Annotated in this window: 18 protein-coding genes; 16 read left to right on the top strand and 2 right to left on the bottom strand. The window is 68.3% G+C overall.

Annotated elements, in window-relative coordinates; translation table 11 throughout:
- The first annotated feature begins 18 nt into the window (after positions 1-18).
- From DU490_RS13080 to DU490_RS13060, 5 genes are read left to right on the top strand one after another with little or no spacing between them, the layout of a single operon-like run.
- Positions 19-2,406, top strand: a complete 2,388-nt coding sequence (locus DU490_RS13080) for a cytochrome c3 family protein (protein ID WP_114574731.1) — start codon at positions 19-21, stop codon at positions 2,404-2,406.
- Positions 2,403-3,656 (top strand): glycosyltransferase family 87 protein, encoded by a 1,254-nt coding sequence (locus DU490_RS13075; protein WP_114574730.1) that lies wholly within the window; start codon positions 2,403-2,405, stop codon positions 3,654-3,656. The genes DU490_RS13080 and DU490_RS13075 overlap by 4 nt, the downstream gene beginning before the upstream one ends.
- Positions 3,614-4,735, top strand: coding sequence for a cytochrome c biogenesis protein ResB (locus DU490_RS13070; RefSeq protein WP_220270502.1), 1,122 nt, complete (start codon positions 3,614-3,616; stop codon positions 4,733-4,735). Before DU490_RS13075 ends, DU490_RS13070 begins: the two co-directional genes overlap by 43 nt.
- Before the next feature lie 9 nt (positions 4,736-4,744).
- Positions 4,745-5,560, top strand: coding sequence for a cytochrome c biogenesis protein (locus tag DU490_RS13065; RefSeq protein ID WP_114574728.1), 816 nt, complete (start codon positions 4,745-4,747; stop codon positions 5,558-5,560).
- Between the two features lie 19 nt (positions 5,561-5,579).
- Complete coding sequence (locus tag DU490_RS13060) at positions 5,580-6,842, top strand: glycosyltransferase family 9 protein (RefSeq protein ID WP_114574727.1); 1,263 nt, start codon at positions 5,580-5,582, stop codon at positions 6,840-6,842.
- Here DU490_RS13060 and DU490_RS13055 read toward each other — a convergent pair.
- Both DU490_RS13055 and DU490_RS13050 read right to left on the bottom strand, forming a co-directional pair.
- Entirely contained in the window at positions 6,774-8,180 is a 1,407-nt protein-coding gene (locus tag DU490_RS13055; RefSeq protein ID WP_114574726.1) for a radical SAM protein, read from the bottom strand. The genes DU490_RS13060 and DU490_RS13055 overlap by 69 nt on opposite strands.
- Positions 8,177-9,385, bottom strand: coding sequence for a DegT/DnrJ/EryC1/StrS family aminotransferase (locus DU490_RS13050; RefSeq protein ID WP_220270501.1), 1,209 nt, complete (start codon positions 9,383-9,385; stop codon positions 8,177-8,179). The genes DU490_RS13055 and DU490_RS13050 overlap by 4 nt, the downstream gene beginning before the upstream one ends.
- A 178-nt stretch (positions 9,386-9,563) precedes the next feature.
- On the opposite strand from DU490_RS13050, the gene DU490_RS13045 reads away from it, so the two are divergent.
- The 11 genes from DU490_RS13045 to DU490_RS12995 all read left to right on the top strand — a co-directional run bounded on the left by DU490_RS13045 (position 9,564) and on the right by DU490_RS12995 (position 20,518).
- Positions 9,564-10,937 carry a cbb3-type cytochrome c oxidase subunit I gene (locus DU490_RS13045; RefSeq protein WP_181870044.1) on the top strand — a complete coding sequence of 458 codons (1,374 nt, stop codon included), beginning with the start codon at positions 9,564-9,566 and terminating at the stop codon, positions 10,935-10,937.
- A 2-nt stretch (positions 10,938-10,939) separates the two neighbouring features.
- Entirely contained in the window at positions 10,940-11,710 is a 771-nt protein-coding gene (locus DU490_RS13040; RefSeq protein WP_147270463.1) for a tetratricopeptide repeat protein, read from the top strand.
- Positions 11,707-12,231, top strand: coding sequence for a TlpA disulfide reductase family protein (locus DU490_RS13035; protein WP_114574723.1), 525 nt, complete (start codon positions 11,707-11,709; stop codon positions 12,229-12,231). The genes DU490_RS13040 and DU490_RS13035 overlap by 4 nt, the downstream gene beginning before the upstream one ends.
- Positions 12,228-13,022, top strand: a complete 795-nt coding sequence (locus tag DU490_RS13030; protein ID WP_220270500.1) for a cytochrome c3 family protein — start codon at positions 12,228-12,230, stop codon at positions 13,020-13,022. The genes DU490_RS13035 and DU490_RS13030 overlap by 4 nt, the downstream gene beginning before the upstream one ends.
- A 380-nt stretch (positions 13,023-13,402) precedes the next feature.
- Positions 13,403-14,491, top strand: coding sequence for an SMP-30/gluconolactonase/LRE family protein (locus tag DU490_RS13025; protein WP_114574722.1), 1,089 nt, complete (start codon positions 13,403-13,405; stop codon positions 14,489-14,491).
- Between the two features lie 107 nt (positions 14,492-14,598).
- Complete coding sequence (locus DU490_RS13020) at positions 14,599-15,426, top strand: hypothetical protein (protein WP_114574721.1); 828 nt, start codon at positions 14,599-14,601, stop codon at positions 15,424-15,426.
- A 60-nt stretch (positions 15,427-15,486) separates the two neighbouring features.
- The gene (locus tag DU490_RS13015; RefSeq protein WP_114574720.1) at positions 15,487-16,485 is read left to right on the top strand and encodes a peptidylprolyl isomerase; all 999 of its coding nucleotides are present in this window, start codon (positions 15,487-15,489) and stop codon (positions 16,483-16,485) included.
- A gap of 55 nt (positions 16,486-16,540) precedes the next feature.
- Complete coding sequence (locus DU490_RS13010; protein WP_114574719.1) at positions 16,541-18,334, top strand: hypothetical protein; 1,794 nt, start codon at positions 16,541-16,543, stop codon at positions 18,332-18,334.
- Positions 18,335-18,393: 59 nt separating this feature from the next.
- Positions 18,394-18,825: a c(7)-type cytochrome triheme domain-containing protein gene (locus tag DU490_RS13005; RefSeq protein WP_220270499.1), complete on the top strand. Its 432-nt coding sequence runs from the start codon at positions 18,394-18,396 to the stop codon at positions 18,823-18,825.
- Between the two features lie 14 nt (positions 18,826-18,839).
- A complete protein-coding gene (locus DU490_RS13000) occupies positions 18,840-19,418 on the top strand; it encodes a c(7)-type cytochrome triheme domain-containing protein (protein ID WP_220270498.1) in 579 nt (192 codons plus the stop codon).
- A gap of 2 nt (positions 19,419-19,420) precedes the next feature.
- A complete protein-coding gene (locus DU490_RS12995) occupies positions 19,421-20,518 on the top strand; it encodes a hypothetical protein (RefSeq protein WP_114574717.1) in 1,098 nt (365 codons plus the stop codon).
- Positions 20,519-20,521: the final 3 nt, after the last annotated feature.

The raw sequence follows: 20,521 nt of genomic DNA, 5'->3' as shown, positions 1-20,521 counted from the left end.
GAGCCATTGGGTGAGATCATGATGAGAAATCGGATTGCGGTTCTGCTGTCGATAGGCCTGGCGCTGGCGTTGCTCAGCGCTCCGGCCTTGGCGCAGCGCGCCTCCGACATCGCCAACACCCGGCATAACCTCTCGGTGAGCGGCCCCGGCGAGGTCACGGCAACCGGCGAGTCGCAGCTCTGTGTCTTCTGCCACACACCACACAGCAGCAACCGCGAGATTCCCTCGCCGTTGTGGAACCGCGACCTCTCAGACGCCACCTACACCCTCTACGACTCCGCCTCGCTGGATGCCACCGATCTCAGCGAGCCGGTGGGTGCGTCACGCCTCTGCCTGTCGTGTCACGACGGTACCCTGGCCATCGGCTCTGTGCGCAACGAACCCGGTCGCGGCGGGGGCAGCGGCTCCATCTCCATGCAAGGCACGGCGGATGACGGCACCATGCCACCCGGTGCCGGCACCACCACCGGCTATACCCGCGACCTGGGTGTCAACCTGACCAACGATCACCCCATCTCCTTCACTTACGATAGCGCCCTGGCCAGTGCCGACGGCGAACTGCGCGACCCCTCGCTCGAGGCTCACATCGGCATTCGCGCCGGTGACCGGCCCCTGCTGCCGCTCGAGGATGACGGCAGCGGCAACGGCCTGCTGCAGTGCACCACCTGTCACGACCCGCATATCAATGAACCGGGGGAATACAACAAGTTCCTGCGCGTCAACCGCTTTCAGGTGAATCCAGCCGGTGGGGGGGCCTTCTCCGAGGACAACGACCAGATATGCCTCGCCTGCCACGACAAGCTCGGTGAAGCCTGGGCGAGTTCGGCTCACGCCGACCCCAGCGTGGCCGACCAGGTCTACAAGGATGATCCCGCCGACATTCGCCAGTTTCCCCGCGGCCTCCAGGTGTGGCAGGTGGGCTGCCTCAACTGCCACAACCCGCATACCACCGAAGGAGCGCGCCGGCTGCTGCGCGAAGGCACCGACAGCACCGCCACCCCCAAGGCGGGCGGCAGCTCGGCCATCGAGGAGACCTGCTACCAGTGCCACACCACCTCGCTCGGCAGCATCGTCGAGGGCGGCACCGGCACGGTGCCGGACATCCGCAGCGACTTCCAGTTGGCCAGGCGCATGCCCATCACCACCGCCGACCAGCCGGCGAGCAGCGAAGTACACGACATCAGGGATGCCGATTTCACCGAGAGCCGCACCACCTTGGGCTATCTCAACCCGGACAATCGCCATGCCGAGTGTACCGACTGCCACAACCCCCACCGGGTCATGCGCGACTCACTGTTCACCGGTACGCGCAATGATGGCCGGCGCACCCATGTGGTTGGCGGCCCCGATGGCAATCTCGCCTCCGGGGTGCTGCGCGGCACCTTCGGGGTCGAGCCGGTCTACAGTAGCGAGAGCTTCTTCGACCTGCCCATGGGCTACACGGAGAAGCGCGGTGACGGCGGTATCGCCGCGAGCACTGACGTGGGCAGCAGTTGGGTCACCCGCGAGTACCAGATCTGCCTCAAGTGTCACTCCGATTTCGCCTACGAAGATGACAACGTCTACCCCAGCGGCAGCACCCGCCCGCCGCTGGGTGGCCCCGGCCTGACCAGCCCCTCGGACACCCAGCGCAGCAACTACACCCGCTACACCAATCAGGCCCGTGAATTCCAGGCACCTCTGGCGCACCAGGGCAATCCCGGCAACATGGGCAACGCCGCGGGGGCCAGCTACGACAGCAACAACCACCGCTCCTGGCATCCAGTGATGGAGCCCACCGGGCGCACCGCGTCGCTGCGCAATAGTATGAATTCCAGCGTCTTCCGTCCCCCGTGGAACCAGAACATCGGCAACCAGACCATGTACTGCAGCGACTGCCACGGCGCCAACACCCCGGCCGGGCAGCACGAGCCTTCCACCGGCCAGGCCTGGGGCCCCCACGGTTCGCAGAACAATTTCCTGCTCAAGGGGTTGTGGAACACCAGTTCGGGCTCCGGCCAGGGCAATGCACTGTGCTTCAAGTGCCATGACCAGAGCAGCTACGCCGGCTCCGGCAGTAGAACCGGTTTTCGCACCAGCCGTGGCGACGGCCACGAGGTACACAGCAGCGAGGACAAGATGAACCGGACCCGCTGCAACTGGTGTCATGTGGCCGTGCCCCACGGCTGGAAGAACAAGGCGCTGCTGGTCAACCTCAACGACGTCGGGCGCGAGGTGGGTCTCGACCCAGGCACGCGCATCCCCAACAATCAGTTGCCCTACAGCAACGGCCCCTACTACCGCAACGCCATGCTCAAGATTCGCAACTTTCGCCAGAACGCCAACTGGTCAGAGAGTGATTGCGGCCCCACTTCCGGGGACATCGGCGAGACATGGATGACCGAAGTCTGCATGAATCCCCCATGAGCCATTCTGCAAGATCGCTTGTGCGGCCGCTGGCCTGGCTGCTGGTGATGGGCTACCTGGCCTTCATCGCCCTGCAGTACCACCAGGGCTACGGTGGCGCCGCGGCGGGGGAGCGTCCCTTCTGGACGGATTACACGCCCACCTACGGGGCGGCGTTGCTGGCGCGTCATGAAGCGCCGGAAAACCTCTACTACCCGAAGCGCATGGCGGCGGCGGCGCGTGTCGCCGCCAATGCCGCCTACGACTACCGCTTGACGGATGAGCAGCTCGACAGGGTCGGCTTTCCGCCCTGGATGTATCCGCCGACCTTCATCGTGCTGGTGCTGCCGCTGGCCTATCTTGCCTATCTACCGTCGCTGGCCGCCTGGTTGATACTCACCGCCGTGCCCTACCTGGTGGCCATGCGCCGTATTCTTCCCGATGGGGGTCTGTTGCTGGCCCTGGCCGCTCCGCCGACTTTCTACAACCTGATGTACGGCCAGACCGGGTTCCTCATCGCCGGGCTGATCGCCCTGGGCCTGGTGCAATTGCGCCGCAGGCCCTGGCTGGCGGGGGTGTTGATCGGCCTGGCCAGCGTCAAGCCGCACTTCGGGGTCTTGATCCCGATCGCTCTGGCCGCGGGCGGGCACTGGCGTGTCTTCGTCTCGGCCTCCTTGACCGTGGTGGCCATGGTCGTCGGCAGTGTACTGCTGCTGGGCATGGATGCCTGGTACGGCTTCATCGGCACGCTGCTCTTCAGTCTGGAAGGCTTCGGCGCCGGCGCCTACGCCTGGCACGCCATGACCTCGGTGCTGAGCACCGTCAACCTGGCCGGCGCGTCCCTGGAATTCGCCTGGGCCGTGCAACTCCTGACGAGCGGTGCGATGGTGCTGCTGGTGGCCGCGGTCTGGTACCGCGGCCGGAGCGAGCCCGCGACCCACGGGCTGCAGTGCGCCGTGCTGTGCCTGGCGGCGACGCTGGCTGTACCGCTGGTCTACCTCTACGACCTGATCATGGTGGTACCGGCGGCGGCCTGGCTGCTCGCCGACCTGCGTGCCCGTGGCGGCCGCAGCGGCGAATACCTGTGCCTGGGCGGGGCACTGGCGCTGATTCTGCCGCTGTATCTGATCGCCTCGCGGCTCGGCTTTCAACTCGGCGCCCTGCCCAGTGCCGTGCTACTCGGCCTGGCGCTCAGCCGCCTGGGCCCGTGCGGTCGGTCGCTGCTGTCATGGCGAGCAGCCCCCGTGCCACCTCGTTCCGGGAGGGCGTGATGGGGCTCTTGTGGCAAGGAATCCATCGGTTGGCCTCGCTGCGTTTGACTCTGGTGCTGCTGCTGCTGCTGGCTCTCGGCGTGTGGCTGGCGCTGCGCAGCGAGTTGCGCACCACCTGGACGCTGGTGGTACCCTTGGCCCTGGTGGCCATCAACCTGGCTGCGTCCCTTCTGGTCAGCCCGGTGTTCCGCCGTCATCCCGGCCTGCTGGTGTTCCATCTGGCCCTGCTGACGATCCTGCTGCTGGTAACGGCGGGACGCCTCACCTATCTCAACGGGCATGTCGACGTGGCCACCGGCCAGGCCTTCGAGGGGCGCTTGACAGTGCAGGATGGAGGCTCCTGGCACGCCGGCGACCTCGCGTCGGTCTCGTTCGTCAACGAAGGCTTCATCATCGACTACTCCCCCGGGCAGCGCCGTGACCGCACTCACAACCGAGTGAGCTGGCACGACGCGAGCGGCGAACGTCACACCATGGTGATCGGCGACAACACACCGCTGGTGCGCGAGGGGTACCGCTTCTACACCACCCACAATAAAGGCTTCGCGCCGATTTTCATCTGGGAACCCGCCGACGGCTCGCGTCCGCAGCGTGGCAGCGTGCACTTGCCGAGCTACCCGCTGAATGATTATCGCCAGGCCGCAGAGTGGACCCCGCCCGGCGCCGAACAGGCGCTGTGGGTCATGCTCGAGATCGAGGAAGAGGTGCTGCCGGCTGACCAGGTTGCCCATTTCCGCGCGCCCGAAGCGCACCACCTGCTGCTGCGTTTCGACAACAATCGTCAGATACTGCGTCCTGGCGACGGCGTCGAAATGGCGGAGGGGTATCTCACCTACATGGGCCTGACCACCTGGATGGGCTATCGCGTCTATTACGATTGGACCATTCACTGGTTGTTCGCTGCCGCCGCCCTGGGAGTGGCCGGGCTGGGCTGGCACTATTGGGCCAAGTACAATCGGCGCCCCTGGCGGCCGCGCTATGTGGAGAGTGAGGCACTGCGCCACAGGGGCGCGCAGACCGACGCCAACGTGCCCGCCGGCGACGACACCAGGGCGTCCTTGCCGTCACGTCAAGGTTGAGGAGTACGCATGGAACTATGGGAAGTTGTGCTGTTGTGGGGCGCCGTGCTCGGCTACGTGCTGGGTGGCGCAACGGCCATCACCGGCGTGGTGCTCAAGCGTTTGCCGGAACGCAGTGTACTGGCATTGCTCGCCCTGGGGCTGGCCTTGCACACGGCATCATTGGCGGTGCGTTGGGTGCGCCTGGGTAATGGCCCCTACCTGACGATGTTCGAAATCCTGTCGAGCAATATCTGGAGCTTCATGCTGGTGTTCCTGATCGTCTACTGGCGCTACCCGGTGGTGCGGCCGGCCAGCGCCATCGTGATGCCGGTCATCTTCACCATGATGGGCTGGATGAAATTGAGTGACAATCATCCCGGACACCTCCCCAGTCAGTACGATACTACCTGGCTGTTCATCCACATCGGCTTCGCCAAACTGTTTTCCGGCATGCTGCTGGTGGCGGTGGGGCTTGCCGGGATCATCCTGTTGCGCCACCTGCAGCCGGCTCGCGAGCGCTTCGCCCGCCTGCCGGTCAGCGACAGCCTGGCCGAACTCGCCTACCGTTTCATGGCGGTGGCGCTGATCTTCCATAGCCTGATGCTGGTAGCGGGTGCCATCTGGGCCCAGGATGCCTGGGGGCGATACTGGGGCTGGGACCCGCTGGAGACCTGGTCGTTCATTACCTGGTTGCTGCTCGCCTTCGCCCTGCACCTGCGAGTCACCCTAAAGCCCTCGCCGCAGACCAGCGCCGTCCTGGTGGTGGGGGTCTTCGTGCTGGCCTTCCTGACCTTCTTCGGGGTGCCCTTCGTCTCTGTGTCGCCCCACAAGGGGATGATGTGACCCTCCATGAGGTGCGTTGATGCTCACGCCTGACCGCCTTCGCCGTCTCGACCGCTGGCTGGGCGCGCCGGTTGCCTGGCTGGCCTCCGCCTGGCTGGCCCTGCGGCGTCGCCAGGCACGGGCGGACGAAACAACGGGCCGCGTGCTGCTGCTGCAGCTCTCCGAGTCCGGCAGCATGGTACTTGCCGACCCGGCGATCCGTGCCCTGGCACGCCAGCAGGGTGAGCTGCCGCTGTGCGTCACCCTGGCGCGCAACGCCCCGGCACTGGCGATCACCGGCACCTTGCCACCGGAACGGGTCTTCGCCCTGCATGTCGAGCGGTTCTGGCAGCTACCCGGCGAAGCGTGGCGCCTGGCCCGCTGGGCGCGGCGCCACCAGGTGCGTACCGTGCTCGACCTGGAACTCTTTTCCCACGGTTCGGCGCTGCTTGGCGTGCTGGCCGGCGCACGGCGCCGCGTCGGCTTCACGGCCGAGGGGCTGCGCCACGGGGCGCTCTACACCCGGGCCGTGCGCTACGATCAAAACGTCCATATGGCGCGCAACTACCTACGCCTGGTCGCCACTGGGCTCGACCAGCCGGCGGCATGGGGCGAGGCGCTAGCGCTGACGGTGCCGCTGCGTGCCGGCGATCCCGCAGTGCGGGCGCGGCTGGGCGAGACCCTGGCCGCCCGCCTGCCCGAGGGTAGCCTCATTGGGCGGCGCCTGGTGCTGATCAATGCCAACGCCAGCGCCTGGCTGCCCCAGCGGCGCTGGCCGCTGCCTGCCTATGCGGCGCTGGTGCGGGCACTGCTGGCGCGTCATCCCGACCTCGTCGTGGCGCTGATCGGTGCCGCCGAGGAGCACGATACCACCACGGCGTTGGCCGCCGCGGTGGCTAACCCGCGTTGCCTGGACTTCGCCGGCAAGGTGACGCTGCCCGAGTTGCCGGCGCTGTTCTCGCTGGCCAGCCTGATGGTCAGCAACGACTCCGGCCCGGCCCACTTCGCCGCGGTGTCACCGCTGCCGGTGGTGGTGCTCTTCGGCCCCGAATCGCCGCTGCGCTACCGTCCGCTGGGCAATGCCCGTACGCTCAGTGTGGGGCTCGCCTGCTCGCCCTGCGTCAGCGCCACGAATCAGCGGCGCACCCGCTGTACCGACAACCAGTGCCTGCAGCAGATCGGCGTGGATGCGGTACTCGCGGCCGCGGAGGCGACACTGGGCCCGCCCAAGCCTTCAGCGCTGTACCAGGTAGCGCATCACGCTGGGCAGGCGGGCGAGCAGCCGGCCGCCACCATGGGGTGACAGATAGTAGCGCCAGAAACTCGCCAGGTGGCGCGCGACATAACCGGGGCGCAGGTAGAACTCCCGGTACATGCGGCCGTGCAAGGCGGCGATGCGTGCCGCTGAAATCGCGCTGCACTGGCTCGGCGCGACGATGTAGTGGTAGTCAGCCCCGCGGATGCGCTGCGCATCGGGCAGGTCGTCCCACAGGTCGACATCGGGGTAGGGGCGGTAGAGGTGCACCTGCAGATAGGCGCTGCGCAGCCGCCGAATCAGCGCCTGGGTGGCTTGGGCGTGCTCCTCGGTCTCGCCGGGCAAGCCCAGGGTAAACATCGCCACCGTGGCAATGCCGGCGCGGTGCAGCGCCGCGCTGCCCGACGCCGCGGCGGCCACCCAGGCCTCGCCGTCGGCGGCCTTGCCGATCGTCTCGATCATGTGCGGCGAGCCGCTGTCGATGCCCAGCTTGATCAGCGTTGCCCCCGATTCCCGTGCCGCGGCGATGCGTTCGTCGTCTAGCTCGTCGGGGCGGGCGTTGGCCATCCAGGGCAGTGTCAGGTTGCGCCGGCATAGCGCCTCGGCCAGTTCCAGGAACCGCGACCGATGCACCAGCAGCGAGTCATCCTCGAAGGCAATCGCCTCGGCGCCGACATCGCGCAGCGCCGCCACCTCATCGACGACCTGTTCGACGGGACGCGTGCGCAGTCGCCGTCCCGCGCTCTTGCGCACGATCAGCGTGCAGTGGCGGCAGGGGCGCGGACAGCCCCAGGCGGTGAGCAGGTACCCCCAGCGTCGTGCCGGGCGACCGGGCGTCGGGAAGGGGAAAGCGTAGTCGGCCAGTTCATCGACGCTGAAGCGCGGGCGCGGCAGCGCCTCGGGGTCCCACACCAGGGCGGTGCTGAAACCGGCCTGTTCCGCTTGCAGTCGCTCGAGTGGCTCGCCCGCCAGCAACCGGCCGAGCAGGCGCGGCACCTCCTCCTCGGGTTCGCCGCCCACCGCCAGGTCATAGGCCTCGTGCCAGCCGTCGTAACCCGCCTTGGTGACATGCTCGACCTGCTGGCCCACGGCGATGGTCACCACGCCGGCATGGCGCAGGGTGCGCCCCAGGCGAATCGACTCGTCGAGGTTCCAGGTCACCGCCCGGATCACCGCGTAACGCGAGCGCCGGGCAAGGATAGTGGCAGCCGTCTGTGCCACCGAGAAGGGTGTCAGCCAGCCATCGATCAGTGGTGGCGTCTCGCCCGTGGTCGTGGCCAGCGCCGCCTGGAGGTACTTGAGGTCCAGTGGCGGTGCGCAGTGGCGAGGATGGGCCGTGTGTCGCGCACTCTCGCGGTCGACCCGCACCAAAATCACGTCGCTCATGGCAGTTCCCGGGCCAGCTCGTGCAGGGTGTCTAGCAGGTAGTCGCGTCGGCGGGGCGTCAGGCCATCGTAGAGCGGCAGCATAACCGCCTCGGCGAACACCCGGGCGGCGCCGGGACAGTCGTCGCGACCTAGCCGGTGTGCGGTGTCGCTCATGATCTCCTCGCCGATGCCGAGGTCGACCCCCCGCGCCAGTGCCGCGCGGCGCAGTTGGCGAATATCGCCGTCGAAGCGGGCCACGCACTGGTAGAAGGCAGGGGTGCCGAAGGCATCCCGCCGCTGGGGACGAAATCGCGCCGGCAGTTCGGCGGCGAGCGCCGCACAGGCCGCCTCCAGGCGCTGGTTACGGGCATCCAGGCGCGCCAGTCGGGGCAGGGCGAGGTTGGCCTGGAAGGCGCTGAGGTGCTGCTGGGGGCCACGGCGACGGGCATTGGCGCGTCGATAGAAGGCCTCGAAGCGGTTGGCGCGCTTGTCGTCGAAGAGGTGACGCGCCAGCACGCCGTAAGCGGGGCTGCGCACCACCAGTTCCTCGGCCCCCTTGAACAGTGCTCTGCGCAGGGCGGGCCATGACGACGCCGACGGCCCGTTCAGGGCGGTATCGACGTAGGCCGCCAAGGCATCGTCCGCGGTGGCCAGCACCCCGCCGCCAAAGGCGGCTACCGGCTTGGTCGGCTCCAGGCTGAACAGCGCGGCGCGGCCGAAACTGCCCACCACCCGGCCAGCCACGCGGGCGCCGGTGGCATGGGCGCAATCCTCGATCAGCGGCACCCCGTGGGCCTGGGTGACGGCGAGGATGCCTTCGATGTCGCAGGGGGCGCCCAGCATGTGCACGGCCAGCACCGCCCGGCTGCGCGGCCCGAGGCAGGCTTGGACGCTCGTCGGTGTCATGTTGTAGGTGTCCGGGTCGATGTCGGCCGGCACCAGCACCAGGCCGCGCGACTCCAGCAGCGGCAGCAGCTCGCCCAGGGTGTAGGCGGGAATCACCAGCTCGTCGCCGGGCCTCAGGCCCAGGCCATCGACAATCAGGCCCAGCGCCAGACGGCCGCTGGCCGTGGCGCGGGCGTGGCCCACGCCGATACTCCGCGCGAAGGCGGCCTCGAAGGCGCGCACCTGGGCGTCGCGTCGTGAGGCGGCCTGCCAGGGCGCCAGCAGCCAGGCCAGGGCGTCCCGGCCCTCCAACGCAATACGGCGGCGCGGGATCATCATGGCCGTCCACGGCGGTGGCGCAAGCGGAGAGGGAGAGGGAGACGTGATGACATGCAAACCTCCGGTGTAGGGACGTGACGGCGAGTCTATCATGCTCTCTGTGACCTGCAGAGGCTGCGCTCGGCATCGGACCAAGGTCCGTGTCGAGCCCCTTGCCGGCGCAGGTACTATCCGCCAGATGCGTGACAATACCTCACATTCTTCGCCGGATATCGGTGCGCGTCATCCCGGAGCACTGGGCTGGTTGCTGCTTGCCGTGGCGGCGCTCGGTCTGTCCGCCGCCATGGCGCTGCTGCTGGTTGCGGCACGCACGCCGGGCGTCGCCACGCTGTTGGCGGGGCGTATCGCCTTCGCCGAGGCGCTGGTGCTGCATGTCAACCTCTCGGTGCTGGTCTGGTGCCTGGCCCTGGCCGGCCTGCTGTGGGTCTGGCGGCGTCCGGTCGTCGGCCGCCTTGGCGACGTACCGCTGGGCATGGCCGGCGGCGGAGCGCTGCTGATGCTGCTCTCCCCACTGGTGGGGGGCACGACGCCGGTGGTGCTCAGCAACTACGTGCCGGTGCTCGATCAATCGGCCTTCCTGGTCGGTCTGGCGCTGTTTGCTGCCGGCATGGCCGCTGCCGCGGCGCGATTCGTGGTGCTGGCCTGGCCGCGTCGTTGGCCGACTACGCTGGGCGCGGTGCTCGACCTGGGGCTGTGCGGCGTCGCCATCAGCGTGCTGATGGCCGGTGCCGTGCTGCTTTTGGCCCTGGCCGAATTGCCCCGGGGGCTGCCCGTGGCGGTCTACTACGAGCGCCTTTTCTGGGGCGCGGGCCATGTGCTGCAGTTGGCCTACGCCCAGTTGCTGGGGGTGGTCTGGTTATGGCTTGCTGCCCAGGGAGGGGGGCGCTGGGCGTTACCGTCCAGCCATGTCGCCGGCTGGCTGCTGGCCGGCTGGCTGCCGACCCTGGCGGCACTCGTCATCGCCGTGGCCCTCCCGGTGCTGGCGCCCCGTCAGGCCCAGGCCTTTACCCTGTTGATGGTAGTGGGGGGGTGGTGGCTGCTGCTGCCGGCACTGGCGATCGGCCTGCGCGGGCGGCGGGCCGTACCCCTCGCCGCGCGGCTGACCCTGGCGCTGTCGCTGGGGCTATATCTGCTTGGCGCCCTGCTCGGTAGCCTGATTCGCGGCGACACCCTGCTCGTGCCGGCTCACTATCATGCCGTCACCGGGGCGGTGACGTTGGCGCTGATGGGTGGCGTATACACCCTGCTGCCACACCTCGGTGGCCGGCGACTCGCCACACGCCTGAAGACCTGGCAACTCGGGCTCTACGCCAGCGGGGTGGCTCTCATGGCGCTGGGGCTGGCCTGGTCGGGCATCCACGGCGGCGTACGCAAGACACCGGGCGCGCCCGTCGACGAGATGGCCCTGGCGGGCATGGCCATGATGGGCGTGGGGGGCATGGCGGCCATTGTCGGCGTGTTCGGCTTCGTGGCACTGCTGTGGCTGGCTCTGGGCGCGCGCCGAGGCGTGCCTGCAGCGCTGCCCCAGTCCCCCGACGGAAAGCGAGGATGATCATGGACCGGAAAACCAGGGCGGCACTGCTCGCCTCCGTGGCGATCGTGGTGATCGGCTTCGGCCTGTCGCGGCTGCCCACGGCATCGCTGCTGGCCCCCGATCACCTGCCAGAACTGGATGACTGGGAGCCGGGGCACACCGGTACAGCCGAGTCCGTCGATGAACTTGCCCTGAGTCGCAGCGGCACCCTGGTATTGCCGCCCCCGCTGCTCGCCGATCCCGACAGCGCCCCCGAGGCGCACGTGCGCGAAGCCGGTGAAGCGGCGCTGCGCGAGCGCTTCAATCAGGCGGCGGTGATGCTTCACGCCGGTGAATACGACTACGCCATCAAGGCGCTGCATGGCGTGCTGGCCCTCGCCCCGCGCCTGCCCGAGGCCCACGTCAACATGGGCTTCGCCCTGCTCGGCAGTGAAACTCCCGGCCCCGCTGCCGACTTCTTCGCCACGGCCATCGAACTCAACCCCTATCAGGCCAACGCCTACTACGGCCTGGCCATGGCCAGCGAGGTCCTCGGCGAGCGGGAGGCGGCCCTGGGCGCCATGCGCAGCTTCATTCACCTGGCCGGCGACGCCGAGCAGCCCTACCTGCCCCGGGCCCGCGCCGCCCTGTGGGAGTGGCAGGCGGCGGTGGAAGCCGAGCGGGCCGTTGTCTCGGGAGAGGCATTTGCCGGGGCTGAAGCGGGTCATGTCGCGGAATACGACATCCTTGTCGTGATAGACGACGCCCTTGCCGCAAGAGAGGGTGCCTTCGCCGTGGGAGAGCCCCCATGAGGCGCCGCACCGCCTGGCTGATCGGCGCCGCCGCCCTGGCGCTGGCCGTGATGGCCCTGGCCGGGCGCGAGCCGCCCGCGCCGTTGGTCGGCCAGGCGGCCCCGGCGCTGGAGTTGCCGCGGCCCGACGGCACGACCTGGCGTCTCGCCGACCAGCGTGGCCGCGTCGTGGTGCTCAATCTATGGGCCACCTGGTGCCCCCCGTGCCGCAGGGAGATGCCCGCGCTGCAGCGTCTCAGCGAGGCCCTGCCCGAGGCGCAATTCACGGTGGTGGGCCTCTCGGTGGATGAGGACCGCTTCCTGGTCGAGGAGTTCCTGCGCCGCCTCGCCATCACCTTCCCGGTGGTTCTCGACCCTGACGCCCGTGTCACCGACGACGTGCTCGCGGTGCGTGCCTATCCCGAGACCCTGCTGATCGACGCCGACGGCGTGGTGCGCGAGCGCATCCTTGGCGAGCGCGCCTGGGACAGCGCCGAGTGGCAGGCGCGAATTCGCGCCTTGGCCGCGGAGGGCGCGCCATGAAGTGCAGGGCGTTCCTGCTGTTGCCGTTCCTGCTGTTGCTATTCCTGCTGCTCGTCGCTGGCGGCGCCCAGGCGCAGTCAGGCATGCAGCAGTCGCCGCACAATATGGCGGCCCAACAGGGCGGCGGCGAGGCGGTGCCAGCCGGCGACCGCGAGGTGTGCATGGCCTGCCACACGCCCAGTGGGCGGGCCGATGACGTCGAGCAGCCGCTATGGCAATCCGCAGGAGAGCTGCCCGAACGCGGGTATAAAACCGTCGATGTCCTGGCGCGCAGCCAGGGTGCCGAGGGCGGCGATGGCGGTAGCATCTCGCTGGCCTGCCTGGCCTGCCACGACGGCAGTCAGGCTCAGGCGGTGGGCGGCCTTCAGGGTGGTGGGGCGCGCAGCGTGCTTTCGGGCCTTGGCGGCACCGCCTTGCAAGCCACCGTCGCGGGGGGCGGGAGTGGGCATGGTCCTCATCCGGTAGGCATCGCCTACGCCCGTGGCCAGTTCAACGACTCCACCTCGCGCAGCGCGAACACGGAGGCGCTGTTCGCCTTCCCTTCGCAGCCCACCGCCGAGTACCACCCGCCGCAGCGCGACGTGATCGATGAGCAGGTGATCTGGTGGATGGGCGGTGGGGCGGTGCGTGGCAAGGAGGATATCCACCTGTATACGCGCCCGGGCGGCGACGGCGAAGCGATCCCCTACGTCGAGTGCGCCAGTTGCCACGACCCCCACAGCCTGCGCGAGAACCTGCTGCGCCGCGACAACAGTGGCAGTGGGGTGTGCCGTGCCTGTCACGCCCTTTAATGATGAAACCATGATCTGTGTCAAGACAGTGCCAGCCAGCCGGGAAAAATAGGACCTAGGTCTGATCTCGGCACTGTCGGGCGGCCTCATCATATCTGATATTCGGTTGTACCATGCGGTTATGCAAAGGGCTATGCGTAGCCACATGGATTATGCGTAGCCCAATGCATGGCGACGAGCTATGTCGCTGGACCCTATGGCATGTCACGCATGGCATATCACGCATGTCATATACCGTATTACATATATGGTGACTCGGTATGGCATATATGAGGTTGCGCTACATAATGGTTACGATATATCCATATATGGTCTCACCATGGCGTTGGCTGCGGCCGGCGCGAAATACACCCTATCACAGCCCGAGGTGACGTTACGCCATGAGGCTCATGCGTTCGCTGGCATCACTCCAAGGCCTGGCGCTGGCAGCACTGCTAAGCGCCTGTGCTGCCGGTCCGGTCGACGACACGGTGCGTGGAGATCTGGTCTTTCCCGAACCGCCGGACGAGGCGCGCTTCATCTTCGACACCACGTTGATCAGCACCGCCCAGGTGACCCGGGTCGAAGGCAGCAACCGCCTGCGCATGATGGTCACCGGCGAGAACCTCCGCGGCCAGACTCTACCCAAGCCCTTCGATGTCGCTGTCTGCCGCGGGCGTATCTACGTCAGTGATACCGTGGCCGGTCGGGTCTTCGTCTTCGACCCGGTCGAGGGTCGCAGCTTCGAGATCGGCGATCGCCGCCCCGGCGCCCTGGCCAAGCCCATGGGGCTGGCCACCGACCGCGACTGCAACCTCTATGTCGCCGACATCTCCCAGAGTCGCGTGGTGATCTACGACCGCGACGGCAACTACCTCACCGCCCTGGGCGGCTCGGAGGCCTTCGAGCGCCTCTCCTACGTGGCGGTGGATGCCGTCGGCGAGCGAGTCTATGCGGTGGACACCGGCGGGGTGAGCAGCCGCGACCACCGCGTGCGCGTCTTCGACCGCTTGAGCGGCGACCACCTCTTCGACATCGGCACCCGTGGCCGGGAGGCCGGCGAGTTCAACCTGCCGCGCGGCATCGCCGTGGCGCCGGACGGCACCGTCTACGTGGTCGACAGCGCCAACTTCCGCGTTCAAGCCTTTGACCGCGATGGCGAGTTCCTGCATAGCTTCGGCTCCCTGGGGCGCCAGATGGGTCAGTTCTCGCGACCCAAGGGCATCGCCGTGGACCCCGAAGGGCGGGTCTATGTCGCCGACACCTCCTTCGGCAACTTTCAGATCTTCGACGACGAAGGGCAACTGCTGCTCTTCATTGGTGATCGCGGCACCCAGGGCGGCCCTGCGCAGTACATGCTGCCCAACGGCATCGCCGTGGACGAAGACGGCCGCATCTACCTGGTCGACCAGTTCTTCTCCAAGGTGGATATCTATCGGCCCGCGGCGCTGGCACGCACCGACGGGCACCTGGGCGCCTGGTTCCGCTAGGCAGCAACGACAGGCGCGCCAAGAATCCGGCGCGGCGGCGACAAGGCGCCGTCGGCGGCGGGAAACGAGCAAGGAATGGCCTACAACATGACGAGAGGGGACACACCATGACACACACCAATCAACGGGGCGCCTGGCGCTCCCTGCGCCGCGGCCTCGCCACCCTGACGCTGGCCCTGGGCGGGCTGGCTCTGGCGGGCGGCGCCCAGGCACAGATGGCCGGCACCGGCCACGACCTCACCGACGGCACCGAGGGGCGAGAAGGCGCGCTCGGCGAGATCTGCGTCTACTGCCACACCCCCCACGGCGGGGATACCGACGCCGCAGCGCCGCTGTGGAACCGCACGATGACGGACAGCATCACTGAACGCTACTCGGCGCTGGGCACGGTGACCCTGCAGGGCGAGGAGGCGCCGGTGGGCTCGGTGTCGCTGGCCTGCCTCTCCTGCCACGACGGCACCCAGGCCATGGACACCGTGATCAACGCCCCGGGGCGTGGCCTGGGCGATACTGGGGACAGCACCTTCGTCATGGACAACAGTGCTGAGGGCGTGAGCAACGATATCGCCATGCGCGGCACCGACCTGCGTGACGACCACCCGATCAGCATCCAGTTCTGCGGCGGCGGCATCACCTCGACGGGTGGCGCTACGACGGGTACCTGTAACGACCCCGACTACAATACCCCCGAGTTCGATACCATCAACGGCAACGACGTCTGGTGGGTGGATGTCGACGCTACCGCTGGGCGTCAGCGCACCGATATCTTCCTCTATACCCGCACGGATTTCTCCGGTGGCGCCGCGCAGCCGGCGGTGGAGTGCGGTAGCTGCCACGACCCGCATGTGGCCTCAGCGAATACTGCGGCCGAGGTCCACTTCATGCGTACCAGCAATGCCAATAGCGCGGTATGCCTGGCCTGCCACAACAAGTGATGCGTTAATTTCGACCGGCCCGTCGCCCTGCGGCGGGCCGGTCGTTCGACTGGAGAGGCGATGATGAGAGTGCGCAACGGTTACGCCAACGCCCTGGGCGCCGCGACCCTGGCGCTGCTGCTGGTGGCGGCCCCCGCCGGGGCGGCCCGCGAGGCCCCCGACCCGGCGGCCACCTTCGCCACGGTGAATGGCACGGTGATCACGGTGGGCGAGTACGCCCAGGCGCTGCGCCACGAGGCGCGCGACAGCTTCTACCACGGCCAGCCGCCGGAGGGGGGGCTGGCGCGCTTTCAGCGCCGCGTGGCTGACGCCCTGGTGGAGCGGGAACTGCTCGCCACCGAGGCGCGTCGGCGCGGGCTTTCCCCCGACGCCGAGGCCGTCGAGGCGGGGTTGGCCCGCCTGGCCGAGCGCGGCGCCGACGAGGCAGCGCTTGCTGCCGAACGCGGGCGCCTCGAAGCCCGCAGCCTTATCGATCAGCTCGAGGCCGTGGTGCAGGCGCAGCCCGAGCCCGACCCCGCGGCGGTGCGTGCCTTCTACGACGCCAACCCGGCGCTTTTCACCGAGCCGGCCAAGCTCAAGCTTGCGGTGATTTTGCTGCGCGTCAACCCCGGCGAGGGTAGCACGGCCTGGCAGGCGGCCCACGAAGAGGCCGAGTCGATCCTGGCGCGGCTGCGCGATGGGGCCGACTTCGCCGAACTGGCCGAGATCCACTCTGCCGATGGCAGCGCCATGGATGGCGGCGACCTGGGCTATGTTCACGAGGGCATGCTGGCCCCGGAGATCGAGGCCGCGGCCCGCGAACTGACGCCTGGCGAACTGGCTGAACCGATCACCGTGCTCGAGGGGGTGGCCGTGGTGCGCCTGGAGGGGCGTCAGGCGGCGCAGCTTCGCGACTTCGCCGATGTTGCCGAGCGCGCGGCGGGCCTGCTCGCCCGCGAGCAGGGCGAACAGGCGCTGACGACACTGCGCGAGACGCTGCTGGCCGAGGCTGAGGTGACCCTGCGTGATGAACTGCTGGAGCCCGCCGGTGGCATCGGCGCCGATCCGGACGAGCGCTAGCCTTCTGCCAAGCCTGCGGCTCCCATCGAGCGGTGGTTGCGGCGCGAGTGGCTACATGAGAGCCCTGGCGGCGGGGCTCATAGTGGCGGGGCTGCTCTCGGTGGGGCTGCACTCGCCCGGTGTCCTGGCCGCACCGCTGACCGGTAACCTGGAACTGGGCGGGCGCTATACGCGCAGCGACGGTGCCGGCCGTAGCAGCGAGAGCCAGGGGCAGAATGCCACCCTGCGTCTGCGCAAGAGCACTTATGTGTGGCAGCCGTGGTTCGCCCAAGTCAACGCCGAGGTGGGACTGTCGCTGACCCGCGACAGTTCGCGCGTCGAGGGCGAGTCGACGCGGGCGACCAGCGGCGAGGTTGTCGACGGCAGGCTGGATCTGACGTTGCTGCCGCCCTCGCGTTTCCCGCTGCGGCTGTGGCTCGAACGCCGCGACAGCCGCTTCACCGACGACCGTCTGATCGGCTCGTCGCGGCTGGACCGCACGCTGACGCGCTACGGCCTTCGCCAGCAGTACCGCAGCCCGACCGCCGGCAACTACGTCTTTCGCCTGGAGGAGACGGTGGTCGAGCAAGTCGATGACGCCACCCAGCGTGACGAGCGGCTGAGCTGGTCGTTCACCGGCCAGCGCCGCTTCGAGCGCCACGACCTGGGCGTGCAACTGGATCAGGACCGCACCAGCAGCGAGCCCGAGTCGCGGCGCACCGAACGCAGCGACCTGTCCCTGCGCCATCGCTATACGCCGGACATGGAAGGGCCGGGCAGCATCACCTTCAATAACCTGGCCAACGCCAATCGCCGCCGCACCAGCACGCCGCAGCTACAGTCTCGCTTCGATCGCAACCAACTGAACAGTACGGCAATGTGGCGCAATCTGGGCGGCCGGCCCCTGGACTTCACCGCCAATGCGCGGCTGATGGAGACGCACAGCCGCGGCGGCGACACCGCCAGCGAGCAGCAGTTGCTGGCGCTCAATACCGGGGTGCGTTACCGACTCTCCGACCAGTGGCGTTTCAATGCCAACAGCGGGGCGACGCTGCAGCAGCGCGAGCACCGCGATGCCACGGGCCTCACCAGCGAGCAGAGCCAGGTGGCCCACCAGCATGGTGCCGCGGTTGACTTCAGCTCTCAGGTACGCACCCTGGCCGGCTTCCGCCACCGCTGGAACGCCGACCTGAGCAGCAACTACCGCGATGGCGGCGACGGCGAGGGGGCCGCCAGCGGCAGCCTGGGGGTGGGGCAGAGCCTGGACCGGGCACTGGCCAGCGGCGATTTCGGACGCCTGCACGGGCGCGCCAACCAGTCCGCCTCGCATCGGGTGTCGAGCGTCGACGAGTCGGGCTCGAGCCTGCAGCACGGCCTGGCGCTGCGCTGGAACCGCCCGCTCAGCGAGGGCTCGGCGTTCGGCGAGTTGCAGTTCAGTGACGCCCGCCAGTTCAACGCGGGGCGCCAGGCCAGGGTGTTTCAACTGGCCAACCTGCAACTGTCGTTGCAGCAGCAGGTGAGCCCTGCTCAGTCGCTGTCGGCCAACGCCACCCTGCAGGTGAGCCGCAGCGGAGACGAGGCGGGCTTCGACCACTGGCAGCCGAGCACCAGCCTGGGGCTGGTCTACCGCCAGCAGGGGCTGTTCGGGGTGCAGCGACTGCACTGGCGCTCTGACCTGCGTTATACTAGCGACAACCTGCTCTACCTGGTGCGCCGCGAGGACGCCTTCGAGGAGCGCGAGCAGGTGCGCTGGGAAAATCGACTCGATTACCGCATTGGCATGATGTCGGCGTCCGTCTCGGCCACGCTGACGGAGAACGACGGTGTGCTCGACCAAGCCTATCGATTGACGTTGAGCCGCCGATTCTAAACAACGAAATGCCCCGTCGGGCGCATTCGTGGAACTGGGAAAGCACGAGGAGTCCATTTATGTCTGTCGGAACAAGGGTGCGCCACCGGGCGTGGCAAGGGGGCATCATGGCCGCGGCGCTACTGGCGCTGGTCATGACGCTGTTGTTGGCGCCGTCCGAGGCGCGGGCCGAGTACGGTGATGTGGTGATGAACAACTACTCCGACGAGGCGGACATGCGCCCGGTGGTCTTTCCCCACTGGTTCCACCGCATTCGCTTTCGTTGCAAGGTATGCCACGGCGACCTGGGCTTCGAGTTCGAGGCCGGCGGCAACGAGATCAACATGCTCAAGATCATCGATGGCGAGTACTGCGGCGCTTGCCACAACGGCAACATTGCCTGGGGCGTGGAGAACTGCGAGCTGTGCCACACCGGCAAGCCGGGTACCGAGACGCAGGTTCACGGCAGCACGCTCAAGCGGCTGGTGACACCCGCCAGCCAGAGTCAATGAGGGGGAGTGACAGCATGTTCCGATTCGCCAGTCTCGTCGTTGCCGTACTCCTGCTCACGGTGCCGCTGGCCCAGGGCCAGGGCAACGATCCGCTCAGCTTCAACCGCCTGATGCCCTCGCCGGACACGCGCAATGCGCCGCCCGCCGAGGATGGCATTCATGACGCCGCGTCCGAAGGTACGCATATGCTGCAGACGCCGCGCGAGGCCTTCCAGCCGTTGCCCGAATCGAATGCCGGCAATTACGTCGATTGGGTCACGGCGCTGCAGGAGGAGCACATCACTCCGCGCTTCGACCTCAATGACCCGACCCGCAGGCCGACGGTAATGGACCTCAACATCGTTCGCGAAGTGAAGGGCTCGATGCCCGATGTGGTCTTTCCCCACAAGGAGCACACCGAGTGGCTGGACTGCTCGAACTGTCACCCGGCGATCTTCATTCCCCAGCGCGGGGCCAATCAGATGAGCATGGCCGAAATCATGCTGGGCGAGCAGTGCGGTGCCTGCCACGGCCGCGTCGCCTTCCCGGTGACCGACTGTCGCGCTTGCCATTCACGACCCAAGGATGGCGCCCAGGCGGCGGGGGGGCAGTGACCATGCGCCTCACGACCCTGACTTCGCTGCGGCCCGTCTCCGGCCGCAGCGTGCTGGCGGCGTTGTTCGCCGCCGGCCTGCTCGGCGGCTGTGCCGCTGGCTCGCCCCCGCCGGCGGAAACACCGGGCAGCCCGCCCGACGCGGGCGCCATGGCGGCCACCGAGGCCGAGCCCTCCGCGGCGGCCGACCTTGACGTTGAGGTCCGTCCTGAGACTGCCGCCGTGACCACCGCCGAGACCAACTCGCCGGAACCGGCGACGGCCGACGAGGCGCTGCCCCGTGGTGACTCGACACCCGTTCAAGCCCCGCCCAGCGGGGTGCCGGGCGGGGCTCACCTGGCTTTCGTGGCGCGCCTGATCGAGGAGTCGTCGGCGGCGGCCCAGGTCGAGAGTAGCGACAACCCGGCCGCGCATGCACGTCGTGACGTGGCCCGCGAGCAGTACCGCCAGGCCGTGGCGGCCGCCCAGGCGGGCGATGCCGAACAGGCCGACGAGCTCGGCAAGGAAGCGACCCGCCAGATGTTCGAGGCGGTGCGCCTGGCCGAGTCCGAAGAGGTGGTGGGCGAGAAGCGAGAGCGCGACTACGCGCGGCGCCTGGAGAGCGTGCGGGCGCTGCTCGAGGCGCACCAGCGGGTCGGTACCGAGGACCGCCTGGGCAGCGACTTCGCGCGCAGCCGCGAACAGGCGCGAGACAAGCTGTCTGAGGCCGAAGCACTGCATGGGCGGGGCGAGCTCGCCACGGCACGCGGGATTCTCGACGAGGCGTATGTGGCTCTCAAGCTGAGTATCCAGGCGGCGCGGGAAGGCGCCACACGGGTGCGTACCCTCGACTTTGCCACCAAGGCGGAGGAGTACCAGCACGAACTGGGGCGCAACGACACCCACCAGAGGCTGGTGGGCCTGTTCATGCAGGACGCCGGCACCTCCGAGGGAGCGCGGACGATGGTGGCGCGCTTCGTCGAGGAGGGCGAGTCGCTGCGCCGTCAGGCCGAGCAGCAGGCCTCACGGGGCGATCATGCCGCCGCAGTGGAGAGCCTGGAGGCCTCCACCGGCCAGTATATCCGCGCCTTGCGCACCGTGGGTATCTTCATTCCGGGGTGAGCT

Origin of the sequence: Halomonas sp. DQ26W, assembly GCF_003339685.1 — a bacterium.
Lineage (GTDB): Bacteria > Pseudomonadota > Gammaproteobacteria > Pseudomonadales > Halomonadaceae > Halomonas.
This window is presented reverse-complemented; position numbering and strand designations above follow the sequence as displayed.

Coding starts and splice junctions, on each gene's coding strand:
- DU490_RS13030 (WP_220270500.1), top strand. CDS start 12,228: ATGAAGTGCAGGGCGTTCCTGCTGTTGCCGTTCCTGCTGTTGCTATTC.
- DU490_RS13045 (WP_181870044.1), top strand. CDS start 9,564: ATGCGTGACAATACCTCACATTCTTCGCCGGATATCGGTGCGCGTCAT.
- DU490_RS13040 (WP_147270463.1), top strand. CDS start 10,940: ATGGACCGGAAAACCAGGGCGGCACTGCTCGCCTCCGTGGCGATCGTG.
- DU490_RS13010 (WP_114574719.1), top strand. CDS start 16,541: ATGAGAGCCCTGGCGGCGGGGCTCATAGTGGCGGGGCTGCTCTCGGTG.
- DU490_RS13060 (WP_114574727.1), top strand. CDS start 5,580: ATGCTCACGCCTGACCGCCTTCGCCGTCTCGACCGCTGGCTGGGCGCG.
- DU490_RS13080 (WP_114574731.1), top strand. CDS start 19: ATGATGAGAAATCGGATTGCGGTTCTGCTGTCGATAGGCCTGGCGCTG.
- DU490_RS13055 (WP_114574726.1), bottom strand. CDS start 8,180: ATGAGCGACGTGATTTTGGTGCGGGTCGACCGCGAGAGTGCGCGACAC.
- DU490_RS13000 (WP_220270498.1), top strand. CDS start 18,840: ATGTTCCGATTCGCCAGTCTCGTCGTTGCCGTACTCCTGCTCACGGTG.
- DU490_RS13015 (WP_114574720.1), top strand. CDS start 15,487: ATGATGAGAGTGCGCAACGGTTACGCCAACGCCCTGGGCGCCGCGACC.
- DU490_RS13005 (WP_220270499.1), top strand. CDS start 18,394: ATGTCTGTCGGAACAAGGGTGCGCCACCGGGCGTGGCAAGGGGGCATC.
- DU490_RS13075 (WP_114574730.1), top strand. CDS start 2,403: ATGAGCCATTCTGCAAGATCGCTTGTGCGGCCGCTGGCCTGGCTGCTG.
- DU490_RS12995 (WP_114574717.1), top strand. CDS start 19,421: ATGCGCCTCACGACCCTGACTTCGCTGCGGCCCGTCTCCGGCCGCAGC.
- DU490_RS13035 (WP_114574723.1), top strand. CDS start 11,707: ATGAGGCGCCGCACCGCCTGGCTGATCGGCGCCGCCGCCCTGGCGCTG.
- DU490_RS13025 (WP_114574722.1), top strand. CDS start 13,403: ATGAGGCTCATGCGTTCGCTGGCATCACTCCAAGGCCTGGCGCTGGCA.
- DU490_RS13065 (WP_114574728.1), top strand. CDS start 4,745: ATGGAACTATGGGAAGTTGTGCTGTTGTGGGGCGCCGTGCTCGGCTAC.
- DU490_RS13050 (WP_220270501.1), bottom strand. CDS start 9,385: ATGATGATCCCGCGCCGCCGTATTGCGTTGGAGGGCCGGGACGCCCTG.
- DU490_RS13070 (WP_220270502.1), top strand. CDS start 3,614: ATGGCGAGCAGCCCCCGTGCCACCTCGTTCCGGGAGGGCGTGATGGGG.
- DU490_RS13020 (WP_114574721.1), top strand. CDS start 14,599: ATGACACACACCAATCAACGGGGCGCCTGGCGCTCCCTGCGCCGCGGC.